The organism is Streptomyces sp. NWU339 (assembly GCF_003143855.1).
Classification (GTDB): domain Bacteria; phylum Actinomycetota; class Actinomycetes; order Streptomycetales; family Streptomycetaceae; genus Streptomyces.
Genome location: NZ_QFRK01000039.1, coordinates 48390 through 63056, shown reverse-complemented (window position 1 = coordinate 63056; position 14667 = coordinate 48390). Strand labels below are relative to the sequence as shown.

The 14667-nt window shown below is 71.5% G+C and carries 15 protein-coding genes and 1 pseudogene; 10 read left to right on the top strand and 6 right to left on the bottom strand.

The features are described 5' to 3' along the window. Positions 1-165: 165 nt before the first annotated feature. Positions 166-297 (top strand): hypothetical protein, encoded by a 132-nt coding sequence (locus DIZ27_RS47650; protein WP_258308644.1) that lies wholly within the window; start codon positions 166-168, stop codon positions 295-297. Positions 298-342: 45 nt separating this feature from the next. Continuing rightward, positions 343-1107: a DUF4239 domain-containing protein gene (locus DIZ27_RS32760; RefSeq protein WP_109382040.1), complete on the top strand. Its 765-nt coding sequence runs from the start codon at positions 343-345 to the stop codon at positions 1105-1107. A gap of 382 nt (positions 1108-1489) precedes the next feature. Here the strand turns inward: DIZ27_RS32760 and DIZ27_RS32755 are convergent, their stop codons facing one another. Beyond that, positions 1490-1984, bottom strand: coding sequence for a hypothetical protein (locus DIZ27_RS32755; RefSeq protein ID WP_109382039.1), 495 nt, complete (start codon positions 1982-1984; stop codon positions 1490-1492). 333 nt (positions 1985-2317) lie between these two features. Here DIZ27_RS32755 and DIZ27_RS32750 point away from each other — a divergent pair, with 333 nt between their 5' ends. Then, positions 2318-2986: a class F sortase gene (locus DIZ27_RS32750; RefSeq protein ID WP_109382038.1), complete on the top strand. Its 669-nt coding sequence runs from the start codon at positions 2318-2320 to the stop codon at positions 2984-2986. A 95-nt stretch (positions 2987-3081) separates the two neighbouring features. Here the strand turns inward: DIZ27_RS32750 and DIZ27_RS32745 are convergent, their stop codons facing one another. Further along, positions 3082-3927 (bottom strand): polysaccharide deacetylase family protein, encoded by an 846-nt coding sequence (locus DIZ27_RS32745; RefSeq protein ID WP_181383794.1) that lies wholly within the window; start codon positions 3925-3927, stop codon positions 3082-3084. Between the two features lie 117 nt (positions 3928-4044). On the opposite strand from DIZ27_RS32745, the pseudogene DIZ27_RS32740 reads away from it, so the two are divergent. After that, positions 4045-4504 (top strand): annotated as a pseudogene (locus tag DIZ27_RS32740) (universal stress protein). An 11-nt stretch (positions 4505-4515) separates the two neighbouring features. On the opposite strand, the gene DIZ27_RS32735 reads toward DIZ27_RS32740, so the two are convergent. Further along, positions 4516-5331, bottom strand: coding sequence for an alpha/beta fold hydrolase (locus tag DIZ27_RS32735; RefSeq protein ID WP_109382037.1), 816 nt, complete (start codon positions 5329-5331; stop codon positions 4516-4518). Between the two features lie 120 nt (positions 5332-5451). Between DIZ27_RS32735 and DIZ27_RS32730 the strand changes: the two genes are divergently transcribed. Further along, entirely contained in the window at positions 5452-5904 is a 453-nt protein-coding gene (locus DIZ27_RS32730) for a MarR family winged helix-turn-helix transcriptional regulator (protein WP_109382047.1), read from the top strand. A 22-nt stretch (positions 5905-5926) separates the two neighbouring features. Here the strand turns inward: DIZ27_RS32730 and DIZ27_RS32725 are convergent, their stop codons facing one another. Further along, a complete protein-coding gene (locus tag DIZ27_RS32725) occupies positions 5927-7081 on the bottom strand; it encodes a CapA family protein (RefSeq protein WP_109382036.1) in 1155 nt (384 codons plus the stop codon). A gap of 239 nt (positions 7082-7320) precedes the next feature. Between DIZ27_RS32725 and DIZ27_RS32720 the strand changes: the two genes are divergently transcribed. The 3 genes from DIZ27_RS32720 (at position 7321) to DIZ27_RS32710 (ending at position 9338) form a co-directional block, all read left to right on the top strand. Next, on the top strand, positions 7321-7866 hold the full coding sequence (locus DIZ27_RS32720) for a sigma-70 family RNA polymerase sigma factor (RefSeq protein WP_109382046.1): 546 nt from the start codon (positions 7321-7323) through the stop codon (positions 7864-7866). A gap of 136 nt (positions 7867-8002) precedes the next feature. Further along, positions 8003-8524, top strand: a complete 522-nt coding sequence (locus tag DIZ27_RS32715; RefSeq protein ID WP_109382035.1) for a hypothetical protein — start codon at positions 8003-8005, stop codon at positions 8522-8524. A gap of 151 nt (positions 8525-8675) precedes the next feature. Beyond that, positions 8676-9338 (top strand): zf-HC2 domain-containing protein, encoded by a 663-nt coding sequence (locus DIZ27_RS32710; protein WP_109382034.1) that lies wholly within the window; start codon positions 8676-8678, stop codon positions 9336-9338. Positions 9339-9415: 77 nt separating this feature from the next. On the opposite strand, the gene DIZ27_RS32705 is transcribed toward DIZ27_RS32710, so the two are convergent. Then, the gene (locus DIZ27_RS32705; protein ID WP_109382033.1) at positions 9416-11557 is read right to left on the bottom strand and encodes a SpoIIE family protein phosphatase; all 2142 of its coding nucleotides are present in this window, start codon (positions 11555-11557) and stop codon (positions 9416-9418) included. Positions 11558-11727: 170 nt separating this feature from the next. Here DIZ27_RS32705 and DIZ27_RS32700 point away from each other — a divergent pair, with 170 nt between their 5' ends. Then, positions 11728-13149 (top strand): lipase maturation factor family protein, encoded by a 1422-nt coding sequence (locus DIZ27_RS32700; protein WP_109382032.1) that lies wholly within the window; start codon positions 11728-11730, stop codon positions 13147-13149. 400 nt (positions 13150-13549) lie between these two features. Continuing rightward, positions 13550-13978: a VOC family protein gene (locus DIZ27_RS32695; RefSeq protein ID WP_109382031.1), complete on the top strand. Its 429-nt coding sequence runs from the start codon at positions 13550-13552 to the stop codon at positions 13976-13978. Between the two features lie 89 nt (positions 13979-14067). On the opposite strand, the gene DIZ27_RS32690 is transcribed toward DIZ27_RS32695, so the two are convergent. After that, positions 14068-14241 (bottom strand): hypothetical protein, encoded by a 174-nt coding sequence (locus DIZ27_RS32690; RefSeq protein ID WP_109382030.1) that lies wholly within the window; start codon positions 14239-14241, stop codon positions 14068-14070. Positions 14242-14667 lie beyond the last annotated feature (426 nt).

The following is a 14667-nucleotide window of genomic DNA, read 5'->3' as shown; positions in this document are numbered from 1 at the left end:
CCCGAACCGCCGTCCCCGCCACCTCCGCGTCGGGCCCGCCCCGCGCCACCGCCCGCCCGTCCGGCCCCCACTCCTACTCCCACGCCCGCTCCGCCGCCGCGCCCCGCGCCGGCCCCACCCCCCTCGGCCACCCCCGCACCCGCGCCACCTCCGTCCGCGACGCCCGTGCACTACCCGCGGTACCGGGCGGCACCCCCGGTCAAACGGCCCTCCGGCGGCGCCACGTCACCCCTCACCTTCGTCCTGCTCATCACCACGCCCGCCGTGGTCGCCGTCGCCGCACTGCGGCCCCGCTGAAACCCGAGCGCCCGCCCAGGGCCCGTCCCGCCGTGGAGGCACCTCTTGCCGGAATGGCTTGTTCTCACCCTCGCGATGCTGGCCGTCTGCGTCGTGGTGGTCATCATCACTCTCGTACGTCACCGCGCGGCCGCCGATGACGAGGACCCCAGCGAGACCCCGGACGTCATCGAGTACATGACGATGTGGATCGGTGTGGTGTACGCCATCGTCCTGGGCCTGGCCATCGCCGGCGTCTGGGAGGGCCGCGGCGCGGCACAGGAGCACGTGCGGGCGGAGGCGGTGGCTCTGCACGAGATCTCGGAGCGGGTACGGATCTATCCGGCCGACGTCCGCGACCGCATTCGGGACGATGTCAACGCCTATGTCGGACACGTCGTCACCACCGAGTGGCGTGTCATGGCCGACGACGGCCGGGTCACCGAACGCGGGACGGACCTCCTCGACCGGGTCCGCCGGGACGTCACCGACTACGAACCGCGGACGGACTTCGAGGCGCAGGCCTATCAGCCGCTCGTCGACCAGGTGTCCGCCGCCGACCAGGCGCGTGCCGCGCGGGCGGAGTCGACCGGGGAGACCATGCCGGGCGTGGTGTGGTTCGGGCTGATCGCCGGGGCAGTCATCACCATCGGAATGATCTTCGCCCTGCAGATCCGCCGCACCGGCCGTGAACTGGTCCTCGCCGGACTGTTCTCAGCGTTGATCGCCTTCCTGCTCTTCTTGATCTGGGACTTCGACGCGCCCTTCAGCCGGGGGCTCGCCGCTTCGGCCGATCCGTTCCTCCTCCTGTTCCCCCACGTCGGAGGCTGACGGGTGCCCACCACGGCACCCGCCGCGGGGGCGTGCGCCACACCGCGCACCTCCCCGGCTGCCGTGACGCGGTTCCCCGTGCGGCCCACAGCGATACCCCGTTCGCGCGACTGCGATCGCGCGGCCCGGCGCGGCTTTCCAGCGTTTCGCACATCGAGGCGCATTTCCGGCGCGAGCGGAACAGGTCCGCCGCTGCTCCTCGGGACCCGGAGGACTCGCCATGCACGCGGTACGCGTCGCTCCCGCCGCGGCGGCGGCACGGAGGACGGCTCCGCCCGGCGGGATTTCAGGACCAGCAGGGCTGTGCCCCGGATCCGGGCGGGATCCGGGGCACAGCCCTGAAGTCACACGTGCGAGAAACGGCCGCCGAAAGGGATGGGACTCAGATCTGCTTCTCGGCGCGGCGGCGCATCCAGAAGACACCGCCGGCGGTGACCGCGGCGGTCACCAGTCCGCTGCCGATGGCGATGTCGGCCGGGGTCGCCCCGTCGGTGCTGCCTCCGAGGCCGCCGCGGACCCCGCCGAGGACGGTGAAGGCGGCCGGCCGGGTCAGGCTCTGGCCGGAGCAGTGCACGGTGATGTCGTACGAGCCGGCGCGCGCGTCGAAGTCGACGGTGGCAATGCCCTTCGCGGTGTCGCCTCCCTCGTGGAGGGGCCTCAGTTCGGTCCTCGGGAAGGCGTCGGATGCCGCGTGGCCGCCGTGGGGGCAGCCGTCGACCGTGATGGCCAACTGGCCGCCGCGGGCGATGACGCTGGGCAGGACGACGATGTTGGACGAGCCGGGGATCTGGTCGCCGTCCGCAACGGCGACCGGGGCGGCGAGCCCGAGAACGGCGACGGCGGCGCCCGCGGACGCCAGGGCACGTGACTTGCGCATGTGTTCCTCCGCGGAAGGCACCCCCGAGGGCGGTCCCCGGTCGATCGGCGAGAAAGCGCCTCCCAACAAGACCCTCAGTTGCACTGCCCCGGCGCGCATTTCGGCAATGGTCCGTACCGGTGAGGCGATTTCCGCGCACATTCACGCATTCGCATGTCATCGCAGGTCACGGACTACCGAAAGATCTCCTTTCGGCGGAACCCCGGATGGCGCACCGATGACGGCCCGGCCACCCGTTCGCCTTTCCCCCATCGCCGATCGCGCGCGCGGCACTTAGCGTTTCTGCCATGCGCGAGTGACGCGGCGACGGCCGTGTCGAGAGGGGAAAAGCGAATGTCTGCTTTCGAGCCGGCGGAAATCGAAGAGGAGGAGCGGCGGAAGAAGCGTGCTCCGTGGGGCGTGCTGGCGCTGGTCCTGCTCACCGGCCTCGCGCTCATCCGGAACGGTTCGGGGGAGTTCGACATGGGGCCGCCGCAACCCGCCGTGGCGGCCGCCACCGAAAGCCAGGCGCCCGGTGACACCGTGGGCGGTTCGGTGACACCGCTGCCGTACTCGGTGCCGGGCCGGGTCAGGATTCCGGCGATCCAGGTCGACGCGCCGGTCATGGCAGTGGGTCTGGACACGGACGGGTGGATCGACGCGCCACCGCCCGAGGACCCCAATCTGGCGGGCTGGTTCACCGGCGGCGTCACCCCCGGGGAGAAGGGCACGGCGGTCGTGGTCGGCCATGTCGACAACCACCAGGGGCCGACCGTCTTCTACGGGCTCGGCGCGCTGAAGAAGGGCGATCACGTCGAGATCGAGCGCAAGGACGGGAAGACCGCGAAGTTCGAGATCTACGGCGTCGAGGTCTTCGCGAAGAACGACTTTCCCGGTGACCGGGTCTACAACTCGAAAGGCACGTCGGAATTGCGGGTCATCACCTGCGGAGGCGGTTTCACCCAGCAGGACGGTTACGACGGCAACGTCGTCGTCTTCGCCCGCCTGGCCGAGGTTCGCTGAGCGGGCCCCGCCCGAGCCGGGCGGGGCGCCCGTCCGGCGTGGCGGGCGTCCGTCCGGCGTGGCGGGCGTCCGTCCGGCGTGGCGGGCGTCCGGTGTCAGGTGTACTGCCGTCGGGGCACGGTAACCTGGTAGCCGGAGTCCAGCAGTTCGGGCAGATAGCCGCGCAGCGCCCGCACGCTCTGGGACCGCTCGCCCCCGGCATCGTGCGAGAGCACCACGACGCCGGGGGCTGCTCCGTTCTTCACCCGGTCGACGATGGCGCGGGTGCCCGGGGAGGTCCAGTCGAGGGTGTCGACGGTCCAGGCGAGGGGTTCCATGCCGAGTTCGGCGCCGAGTTGGAACGCGGCGCGGTTCCAGGCCCCGTAGGGCGCGCGGAACCACTGGGGACGCTCGCCGTACCCGTCCTCGATCACATCGCTGGTGCGTTCCATCTCGGAGCGGATCCTGCTCCGGGAGAGAGTGGTGAGCAGGGGGTGGGACCAGGTGTGGTTGCCGACGACATGCCCCTCGTCGGACATACGGGCCAGCAGGCCCTTGTGGTAGGAGGCCATTTCCCCGCACACGAAGAACATCGCCCGCACGTCGTACGCGGCGAGCGTGTCGAGGATGTCCGGGGTGTAGCGGGGGTCGGGCCCGTCGTCGAAGGTCAGCACCATGGTGCGACCCCGTCCGGACACCCGCAGCAGGGGTGTGCTCCGCACCTGGGCCCTGCGGGGCACGCTCCTCGGCGGGCCGTAGCCGGTGAGGGGCCTGAGGCGGTACGCGGAGGGCTTGAGCGGGCGACCGGCGGCCAGGCCTCCGGCGGCGGGCGGGGCGGGGCGTGCCGCCTCGGCACCGGCGCCCGTCATGAGGACTCCGGCCGTGCCGACCGCCCCCATGACGGCGGCGCTGGCGCCGGCGAGCAGCACTCGACGCCGGGTGAGCAACTGATCCTTCTGCATGACTCATCAGTCGCCCGTAGGGGGACGGGCCCACCTCGGTGGCACCGGTCCGGCGGGACGATTCCACCCGCTCGGTCCAGCACTCCGCCGGCACCGGGGTTCGCTGACCTCTGCGCCGTGACGGAACAGCACTCGACGCAGTTCGAACGGGGCGCTGACGGACCGAAGGTGATCGTGGTCGGAGTGGACGGCTCCGGCTCCTCACTGCGTGCGGCGGCCTACGCGTCCGGTTCGGCGCGGCGGCAGCACGCGCTGCTCGCCCGTGGTGTGCGTGCGGCCGGTGACGGCGGCGGGCGCGGCGCTCGGGGCGCCGGTGGCCGACGCCACCGACGAGATCGCCGAGGAGCTGGTGGCGCAGGTCAGGGAGGCGTCCGAGCGGGTCCGCGGGGCGCTCGACCTCCGCTGGGAGTTCCACACGTTCCGCGGCGACCCCTGCAACGGCATCGTGAAGGCGGCGGACGACCTCAAGGCGGACGTGGTGGTGGGCGCCTCCGAGCAGGCGGGCCACCGCTTCGTGGGGTCGGTCGCGGTCCGCCCGGTGAAGGCGGGACGCCGGCCGGTGACGGTGGCGCCCTGAGTTCCGCGGCGTCAGAGGGTGCGCAGGAAGTCGAGGAGGATCTCGTTGAAGACCTCGGGCCGTTCCATGCACGCGTAGTGTCCCGCACCCTCGATGGTGGCGGCGCGGCCGTCGCGCACCTCTCGGACGAGACGCTCCGCCGCCGCGGTCAGATCGGCGGGTTCGAGTGAGCCGTTGACCGCGAGCACCGGCACGTCGATCGTCGGCACGCGGTCCCAGGTGCCGGTGACGGCGACGCGCAGGTCCTTCTCGTCCGGGGTGTGTTTGGAGATCGTGTGCAGCGCCATCTCCCGCAGTCGGCGCGGGATGTCCGGGTCGACGCCGTCGATGCCGCGGTGTTCGCCCGGCGCGACCTGCACGAAGGCGTTCAGCCAGCCCTCGATGTCCCCGGCGCCCAGGGTGCGGGCGAACTCGGCCTGGAGCCGGTTGGTCCACGGATCGGTGTACTCGAACTCACTGGTGGCCGCCCCGCAGGCGACGACCGCGCGGACCAGATCCGGGTGTTCGAGGACGGTGTCGGTCGCGATGGCCCCGCCCATCGACACGCCGACCAGGACCGCGGGCCCCGCGTCGAGGTGGCGCAGCAGGGCGGCGAGGTCGTCCGCCCAGCGGAAGGGCTGCGTGGCGTTGGCGGAGGAGCCGTGGCCGCGTACGTCGGGGGCGATCACCCGGTGGTGGGCGGCGAGGGCCGGGATCTGGTCCGCGAAGAGCCGGTGGTCGACAAAGCCGGAGTGGAGCAGGACGACCGGGTCTCCCGTGCCGCTGTCGTGGTAGGCGAGGTCGCCGTCGGAGGAGGTGAAGCAGCGGAGTTCCGCAACCGTAGTCATGACAACCAAGGTGTCACTTCCGGCGGGATTTGGCAACCAAGGTGTCATGATGAGGGGGTGAACCACACCGGAAACGACACCGACAGGCCCCTTTCACCCGACGAACTCGGCCCGCGCCTGATGGAGGTGTTCGACCTGATCGGCCCGCTGTACCGGCGGGTGCAGCGGAAAGTAGAAGAGGGCGCACAAGGCGCGTACACCGGCGAACAGGCCCAGGCCGTCGAGGGCCTGTCCGTCGGCGTGCGCGCCGTGCTCGACCTGCTGCACAAGCACGGCCCGATGACCGTGCCCCAGATGGGCCGCGCGCAGGCGATCAGCCGTCAGTTCGTGCAGCGCATGGTCAACGACGCCGCGGCGCGGGACCTGGTGGAGAGCACCCCCAACCCCGCCCACCAGCGGTCGTCGCTGATCCGGCTCACCGAGAAGGGGCGGGCGGCGATCGCGGCCGTCGTCGCCCGGGAGCACGCCGTGCTGCGGGAGGTCGGCGGCGACCTCACGGACGCCGACGTACGGACCTGCGTGCGGGTCCTCGCACAGATGCTGACGCTGTTCGACACCGTGGACGTGAACTGATCACCGCCTCGGCCGGGACGGTCTACTCCCCCATGACCAGTCCGTCCTTCGCCGCGCCCCGGCTCAGCACCACGTCGCGGATCCGGTCGCGTACGGAGCGCACTTCGGCACCCGTCCGGAGGGCCCGGTTGAGGTTGACCACGCGGCCGGCGTCCACGTCGAAGAGGAGGGGGACGAACTCGGCCTTCGTCACCTCCCAGCGCCCGTCCGGGCGCGCGGGCGGGGCGAAGGTGAAGCGGCCCAGCGTGGACTGGTTGCCGCGGGGGTCCGGGACGCCGTCGGGGTCGGTCGTCTCACCGGCGATCTGATCGCCCGTCCCGTAGATCACCCAGGTGCCGTTGATCTTCTCGTAGGCCTGCGGGACATGGGCGTGCGTGCCGAGGATCAGGTCGATGTCGGGGCGGTCGCCGGTACGGGCGGCGGTGAGTGAGCGGGCCAGGGCGATCTGCTGCCCGTCGGGGGCCTCCTGCCACTCGGTGCCCCAGTGCAGGGAGACGACGACCACGTCGGCGCCCGCCTTCCTGGCCGCGCGGGCGTCGGCGAGGATCCTGGTCCCGTCGATGAGGCCGACGGCCCAGGGCCGGTCGGGCGGGAGCGGGAGGCCGTCGGTGCCGTAGGTGTAGGCGAGGTGGGCGACCTCGGCCCGGCCCGCGCGCAGCACGGTCGCCGTACGGGCCTCACGTTCGGAGCGGGCCGTCCCGGCGTGCCGTACGCCCGCGCCGTCGAGGGCGTCGAGGGTGCGCCGGATGCCGTCGACGCCGTCGTCCAGGGCGTGGTCGGAGGCGGTGGAGCAGTCGTCGTAGCCGGTGGCGGCGAGGTCCCGGGCCAGCTCGGGCGGGGACGTGAGGGCGGGGGAGCCGCCGTGGTCGTCGTCGGCTCCGTACACGGTTCCCGCGTGGCACAGCGCCAGATCCGCGCCGGTGACGACGGAACGGGCCCCTGAGAGCATCGGACGGAAGTCGTGGCCGGCCCATCCGGCGTCGAAGCGGGCGCGGTCGATGACCGAGTCGTGCGGCAGCACGTCCCCCGAGGCGACCAGGGTGAAGCCGCGGTCCCGCACGGCCGAGGCACCCGGATGGCCGGATTCCGGTGGGCGGTAGTCCCGGGCCTGGCAGGCGGCGCCCGCGGCGAGGACGACGGTGAGGGCCAGGGCCACCTGTCTACTGCGGGCAATCATCGCTTCACCCCGGTACGGATCTCTTCGCGGTCACGCTCTTCGCTGTCGTATTTGCTGACAAATAGATAAGAATCAACTTCTGGGCCACCGCTGCTCCGACACGCTGTTTTAAGCCGTCCGGCGTGCGCGAACGGCCGCCGCGACCGTTCGTCGAACCGTTCGTCGACGCGATCGACCGTCCGCCGCACGCTCCCGTGCGCGCCCTGTCCCCGGGGATCGCCGTACGCTGCCATACCGCCATGACGGCCGGAATCACACTCACGAACGGGACAACCGCCGAGCACGAACTCGCCGCCCTGCAACGCGAGCACGGCCGGCCCCTCTTCGCACTGCTGCTGCGGCTCTGCGACGGGGACCGGCAGCGCGCCGAGGACCTCGTCCAGGAGACCCTGGTACGGGCCTGGCAGCACCCCGAGGCCCTGCGCGCCGACGACTTCGACTCCGTACGGCCCTGGCTGATGACGGTGGGACGGCGGCTCGCCATCGACGCGCGGCGGGCACGGCAGGCCCGGCCCGCCGAGGTGGGCGACGCGGTACTGGAGAACGCGCGGGTGATCTCCGACCACGCCGAGCGGGCCGCGGCGACGCTCGATGTCCGCAAGGCTGTGAAGACACTCACCCCTGAACACCGTGAAGTCCTGGTGCTGGTGTACTTCCAGGGGGCGAGTGTGGCGGAAGCCGCGGCCGCCCTCGGCATCCCGCCCGGTACCGTGAAGTCCCGCGCGTTCTACGCGCTGCGGGCCCTGCGCCGGGTGCTTCCGGGATACGCCACCGACCTGCGGTGAAACCGACGGCCGGGTCAAACCTCCGTAAAGCGCCTTGCCGACGACCCCGGTTGAGTAATCGGCTGTCCTCATCCGTGTTGCGGACCGGGAGCCCGGGGTCGGGCGACGCGCACGTACCGGAGGAAGGCTGAAAGGGATGCCGCACAGAGGGCAAGAGAGCACCGACGACATCGGAGACGGTGAACTCACCGTCCCCATGGCCTGGTTGTACGCCGAGTACATCGCCGACGAACTACTGCGCAGCGGCGACCTGATGCCGCCGACGTCCTTCGAGTTCCGGGCCGGCCGGGACGCGCTGGCGCTGACCGTCTTCCTGTCCGACGCCGACGGCGAGCTCTCCGGCATCCGGGTGATCACCCAGTTGGAGACCTGGCTGTCACTGACCGCGTACGACCAGCCGTGGCAGGAGTGGGTGCAGGGACGCCTGGCGGACCTGACCGCGGAATGTGCCGCCGCCGGCCGGAGCACGGCACGGCCCGATCTGGAACTCGCCCGGTCGGCCTGGCGCTGGCTGCGGGAGACGGAGCTGCTCGCGCCGGATCTGAACGCGGTGCCGGGCGGCGGCACGGGGGCCGGAGAGGACGAGGGACCGAAGGTGTGGACACCGGCGTGGCAGCTTGGACTGCCGCTCGGGCACCTCGCCATCCACCTTTTCTAGCCTTCCGGTGAATCGGACCAATCCGTGAGCCCGAGGGCTCCGAATCCTTTGGTCACGATTCGGTGTGCGGCTTGAGTGAATCGACTGCCTGGTGCGTACCGATGGGAGCAAGGAGTAACCCCACCCATACCCAACGGTACGAGGATTCGGCATGAGGTCCCTGGAACGGCATCGCGACGTCGGCGCGTACGCGCTCGGCGTGCTGGACGAGGCGGAGGCGTTCCGCTTCGAGGACCACCTCATGGAGTGCCCCAGCTGCGCTGCACAGGTGACCGAATTCGGGGCGACGACACGGCAGTTGATGCTGTACCGGCGCTCCACGCCGCCGCTGGCGCATCCGATGGCCAGGCCCGGTCCGAGGATGCTGGACCGGCTGCTGTCCCAGGTGGCGGCCCGGCAGCGGGCGGAACGCCGGCGGCTGCTGTTCGCACTGGCCGCCTCGGTGGTGCTCGCGACGACCGCTCCGGCGCTCGCCATGATGGCGAGCGGCGGCGACCGGCCGCCGCGCGAGAGCATCGCGGCGACCGACGAACGGTCCGGGGTGTGGGCGGAGATCACGACGGAGGACGAGGACTGGGGCAGTCGGCTGGAGCTGAAGGTCAAGGACGGCGCGGGTCCCCGCGTCTGCCGGCTGGTGGTGGTCGGGCAGGACGGCACCGAGGAGACCGTGACCAGCTGGAGTGTGCCCCGCCACGACGCCCGGCCCAACAGCATGACGGGCGGCTCCACCCTGCACTCCGGGCAGATCATGCGCTACGAGCTGCGCTCCTCGGACGGCGAGCACCTGGTGACGCTGACGCCCACCGGCCGCTGACGCCCGTCGGCACCCGCCGACCGCCGACACCGGCTCGGCCACGGCCTCGCGGACCGTGTCGCCCCGGACCGGACCGGTCAGCGGGAACCACGTCCCGTGCCGCCGTCGGCGTCGTGGCCGTGGTCCGCGGCGGCGGGAGAGGTGGTCACCGCGAACTCGCCCCAGACGCACTTGCCGCCGCCCCGTGCCTCCACGCCCCACACGTCGGTGAGCGTCTCGACCAGCAGCAGGCCCCGCCCGGAGACGCACGATTCCCCCGCCTCGCGGCGGCGCGGCAGGGCGCTGGAGGAGTCCGTGACCTCCACGCGCAGTCGCCGTTCGGTGCCGGTGAGGACCCTGAGGGTGACGACGGCGGCGCCCTCGGTGTGCATCAGCGCGTTGGTGATCAGCTCGTCGGCGGCCAGTTCGATCTCGTCGGCGCGGTCCCCGGCGCCCCAGGCGCCGACCCCGGCACGGATCATGCGCCGGGCCTCGGTGAGGGCCTCGGGGTCGCCGGGGGTCACGTGCTGCTGGAGCCGCCCTCCGGAGCGCGGGCTGTCCGGCGGGCGGCGGCGCAGCAGGAGCAGGGCCACGTCGTCGTCACCACCGCGTTCCTCGGCCACGTCGATGAGCCGGTCGGCGAGGTCGCGCACGTCCTCGGGGCCGGTGGTGATGAGCGCGCAGAGCGTCTCGATGCCGTCGTCGAGGTCGGCGCCTGGCTGCTCGACCAGGCCGTCGGTGCACAGCATCAGCACGTCGCCTGGATCGAGCTCCATGGTCCCGACCGGGTACTCGAGCCTGCCGAACTCGGCGGACAGGCCGAGCGGCAGCCCGCCCGTGACGAAGACGCGCCGGCAGGAGCCGTCGGTGCGGCGGACGAGCGGGTCGATGTGGCCGGCCCGGACCACCTGGAGGACACCGGTGGACAGGTCGGCCTCGGCATAGAGGCAGGTCGCGGAGCGGTCGGTGTCGAGTTCGTGCAGGAAGACGGAGGCGCGGGCCATCACGGTGGCCGGCGGGTGCCCCTCGGCGGCGTAGGCGCGCAGCACGATGCGCAGCTGGCCCATGACGGCGGCGGCGTGGGTGTCGTGACCCTGGACGTCGCCGATGACGGCGCCGACCCGGCCTCCGGGCAGCGGGATCAGGTCGTACCAGTCGCCGCCGATGTCCCGGCTCAGCGAGCCTCCGATGCCGGCCGCGCGATAGCGGACGGCGACGTCGGCGCCGGGCACGCTGGGAATGGTGCGGGGCAGCATGGCCTGTTGCAGGCCCTGCGCGAGGTCCATCTCCTGCTCGTAGAACATGGCCCGCTGCAGGCTCTGGGCGATGCTGCTGCACAGGGCGACGAGGATGTTGCGCTCCTCGGGGGTGAAGCCGCGCCGGTCGCTGTAGAGCAGGCCCATGGCGCCGATCGGTCGGGTCTGGACGATGAGCGGCAGGTAGGCGGCCGAGGTGACGTGCAGGTCGGCAAGGTGGGGCCACAGCCCCGGGTAGCGTTCGGCGAACTCCTCCGGCGACTCGATGAAGCGCGGACTGAGCGTCCGTACCGCCTCGCTCATCGGGTACTGCTCGTCGATCCGGGTGACGCGGGTGCCCGGGACGAAGCTGCCGACGGGGCCCTCGGCGACCAGCCGGATGTGGCCGGCCTCGACCAGTCCCACGACAAGGCTGGTGGCGCCCAGATGAGTGAGGCCGTGGGTGTCCTTGAGGACGTCGATGACGTCCTGCACGGTGCGGGCGTGGGCGAGTGCGGCCGTGGTGAGCTGGACGACGTTGGTCTGCTCACGCAGGGCGTCCTCCTGGGTGACCTGCTGCTGCCTCGCCTCGCTGGCGCCGAGCTCCTGGGTGGCGTCCCGGACGATGCCGATGATGCGGACGGGCCGTCCGGTGTCGTCCCGGAGGATGTAGCCGTGGGTGTGGGTCCAGCGCAGGGTGCCGTCACGGCGGCGGACCCGGAAGTAGGCGCCGTAGTTCTCGCTGCCGTCCTTCACGGCCTGCGCGACGGTGGTGTCCAGACGGGCGATCTCCGCGGTCGGCACCCGTGACGACAGCGTCTCGGGGCGGTCGTCGAATTCGTCGGCGCGCAGGTCGAAGATGTCGCGGGCCTGGGCGTCCATCTGAAGCGCCCCGGTGTCCAGGTCCCAGTCGAAACTGCCCATGCGGTTGAGCGCCAGGATCGGATCCGGGTGGTCCGGCCAGTCGTCCGGGAGTGACAGGGCGCTCGCTCCCCGATCAGCCATGAAAGCAACTTTGTCAGGATTCACCGGATTCTTCGACCGCTGCGGGCTCCGGGACGCCGCCCACCCCGTCGGTCGCCTCCGTGGCGTGCACGGGGTTGCCCGGTCACCCCGGTGGTATACGGAGAGTCACAGGAGCGACGGCGGGACGATGAGGGAAGGAGCGCCCGGCCGTGGAATGGTTCACCGCATCCGAGTACTGGCTGAGCCGGCTGGTCTTCCAGCGGGCACTGGCCGGCTTGTACCTGGTCGCGTTCCTGACGGCGGCGCTGCAGTTCCGTGCGCTGATCGGGACACGCGGCATGCTGCCGGTGCCCCGGTACGTGGAGCGGGTGCCGTTCCGGCGGGCGCCGAGCCTGTTCCACCTGCACTACTCGGACCGCTTCTTCGCGCTCTGCGCGTGGGCGGGCTGCGCGGTGTCGGTGGCGCTGCTCGCGGGGCTGGACTCCCGGCTTCCGCTGTGGGGCGGGATGCTGCTGTGGTTGGTGCCGTGGGCGCTGTATCTGTCGATCGTGAACGTGGGGCAGACCTGGTACGCGTTCGGCTGGGAGTCGCTGCTGCTCGAGGTCGGGTTCCTCGCCGTGTTCCTCGGCAACGACGAGGTGGCCCCACCGGTCGTCGTGCTGTTCCTGCTGCGGTGGATCCTGTTCCGGGTCGAGTTCGGCGCCGGGCTGATCAAGATGCGCGGCGACGCGTGCTGGCGGAAGCTGACCTGTCTGTACCACCACCACGAGACCCAGCCGATGCCGGGGCCGCTGAGCTGGTTCTTCCACCATCTGCCGAAGCCGCTGCACCGGGCCGAGGCAGCCGCGAACCATGTCACCCAACTCATCGTGCCGTTCCTGCTGTTCACTCCCCAGCCGATCGCCACGGCCGCCGCCGCGCTGATGATCGCCACACAGCTGTGGCTGGTGTTGTCGGGCAACTTCTCCTGGCTGAACTGGATCACGATCGTGCTGGCCCTGTCCGCGGTCGCGTTCCCCGCCGAGCCGCCGGACACGGCCGGCGCCCCGCTGTGGTACGTGGTCGTCGTCCTCGCGGTGTCCGCGCTGCTGCTCTGCCTCGGTTACCAGCCGGCGCGCAACATGCTCTCCCGCCGCCAGGTGATGAACCGCTCGTTCGACCCGCTCCACCTGGTCAACACCTACGGGGCGTTCGGCAGCGTCAGCCGGATCCGGTACGAGGTGGTGGTCGAGGGCACCGCCGACGAGGCGCCCCGGGCGGACTCGGACTGGCGGGAGTACGAGTTCCGGGGCAAGCCGGGCGACCCCCGGCGCTGGCCGCGCCAGTTCGCTCCGTACCACCTGCGGCTCGACTGGTTGATGTGGTTCGCCGCGCTGTCGCCGTCCTACGCCGGGCCGTGGTTCGGCGCGCTGGTGGAACGGCTGCTGGAGGACGACCGGGACACGCTGCGGCTGCTGCGCCGCTCCCCCTTCCCGCCCGGCGCACCGCCCCGGTACGTGCGCGCCCGGCTCTTCCGGTACCGCTACACGTCCTGGCGGGAGCTGCGGGAGACGGGGGCGTGCTGGGAGCGGACGTTCGTGCGCGAGTACCTGCCGCCGACCCGGCTGGCGGGGGCTTCAGGGACACGGTGAGACGGTGGTGTCCGCGGTGTTCGCCTCGGGCGACCACCGGCCGCGCCGGTTGCGTTCCTGGAGCGGCGCCTTCGCGGTGATCATGCCGGTGTTCGGGCCGGCCCGCAGCGAACGCACGGTGTGTGTACCCGCGCGGTCCGGCCCGCCCGGGGGTTGCGGCGCTCAGCGGCGTGCGCCTATCGTCGGCCGGGTGACTGCCGGGTCGGCCTTGGGCCACACACGAAAGACGCTCCCGGCCTCGGCGTGAGCCGGGCGGGGCCGTCCCCGCTCACGCCCGGCCGAGGGCAGGGCACTGCCCGCGCCCCGCCCTCCTCTCCGTGTTTCCTTCCGTTCCCTCTCCCGCTTCCCGCCGCGCCTCGCGGCATCCCGACGGAAACCGACACCCGGAGACGTACCAGCCATGCCCGACGCACCCATCACACCCACCGCACCCGAATCTCCCACCACGGCCGTCCAGTTGAACCACACGGCCGTATACGCCCGGGACCGCAGGCTCTCGGCGGAGTTCCTCGCCGCGATACTGGGGCTGGAGGTCGGCGCCCCGTTCGGGCCGTTCCTCCCCGTGGACCTGGGCAACGGGGTGACGCTCGACTACTACGAACTGCGGGACGAGCCCATCCAGTCGCAGCACTACGCGTTCCTCGTGCCCGAGGAGCGGTTCGACACGATGATCGACCGCCTCGAGGCGGTCGGGGTCACCTACTACGCCGACCCGAACCACACCGAACCCGGCAGGGTCAACCGTCTCTTCGGCGGCCGCGGTGCCTACTTCGAGGACCCGGACGGCCACAACCTGGAGATCTTGACCCGGCCCTACGTCCGGCCCTGACGCCACCGGGCCCGGGCGTCCTCCTCCGAGGTGCCCGGGTCCCGGGCGCAGGTCTCCTCCGCGGCGGCGATGCGGTGCCGGAGCGGAGGTCAGTCGACGCTGGGCAGGATGTGGGGTTCGGCGAGATCGTCCTCGTAGCCCGCCAGGCGGATCGGGGCCGACCGGGCCCACACCTCGAGACTGCAGAGCTGCCCGGCCGGGCGGCCCGTCCGCTCGGGGCGTTCCTTGGTCGGCTGATCACTGGTCGTCGTTTCCGGTGTCACCGCGCACTCCTTATGTGTCGGTCACCCTCGGGACGTTTCGCGCCGGTCCTGCCGCGCCCGCGTCGTACGTCCGCTCGGGCATGAGTCGAAAGCCGTTCGGACGCGGTGGCGCCGGTAACTCGTAGGAGAGCAGGCCGTTGTGAAGCGGCGTGTCCCATGACGGACCTGTGGGTGTGGGTAGAACCCCTTAGTGCTGCCCGTCTGACTCAGACTAACCAAATGAGCGGACCCCTGCTCGATGGGGCTCGAAACTCGCGGCACCAATCGCCCGTCGGACTGCACCCGATGAACCCTTATAGCCTCCTTTTTCGCCATCCGTACCGCTACAGATGGTCACCCGATCGGACTACACAGCTGTCCACGTGGTCGAGTGTTCGAGAAAGTTGCATGGTCATGACGTAGTTCAAGTCCCGTTGGCCGGTGCGC

Bases quoted from the DNA above. Each gene is read 5' to 3' on its own strand.
- DIZ27_RS32725 (WP_109382036.1), bottom strand. From the start codon at position 7,081: ATGATTGCCCGCAGTAGACAGGTGGCCCTGGCCCTCACCGTCGTCCTC.
- DIZ27_RS32750 (WP_109382038.1), top strand. From the start codon at position 2,318: ATGTCTGCTTTCGAGCCGGCGGAAATCGAAGAGGAGGAGCGGCGGAAG.
- DIZ27_RS32735 (WP_109382037.1), bottom strand. From the start codon at position 5,331: ATGACTACGGTTGCGGAACTCCGCTGCTTCACCTCCTCCGACGGCGAC.
- DIZ27_RS32745 (WP_181383794.1), bottom strand. From the start codon at position 3,927: ATGCAGAAGGATCAGTTGCTCACCCGGCGTCGAGTGCTGCTCGCCGGC.
- DIZ27_RS32755 (WP_109382039.1), bottom strand. From the start codon at position 1,984: ATGCGCAAGTCACGTGCCCTGGCGTCCGCGGGCGCCGCCGTCGCCGTT.
- DIZ27_RS32705 (WP_109382033.1), bottom strand. From the start codon at position 11,557: ATGGCTGATCGGGGAGCGAGCGCCCTGTCACTCCCGGACGACTGGCCG.
- DIZ27_RS32715 (WP_109382035.1), top strand. From the start codon at position 8,003: ATGCCGCACAGAGGGCAAGAGAGCACCGACGACATCGGAGACGGTGAA.
- DIZ27_RS32695 (WP_109382031.1), top strand. From the start codon at position 13,550: ATGCCCGACGCACCCATCACACCCACCGCACCCGAATCTCCCACCACG.
- DIZ27_RS32730 (WP_109382047.1), top strand. From the start codon at position 5,452: ATGGAGGTGTTCGACCTGATCGGCCCGCTGTACCGGCGGGTGCAGCGG.
- DIZ27_RS32710 (WP_109382034.1), top strand. From the start codon at position 8,676: ATGAGGTCCCTGGAACGGCATCGCGACGTCGGCGCGTACGCGCTCGGC.
- DIZ27_RS32720 (WP_109382046.1), top strand. From the start codon at position 7,321: ATGACGGCCGGAATCACACTCACGAACGGGACAACCGCCGAGCACGAA.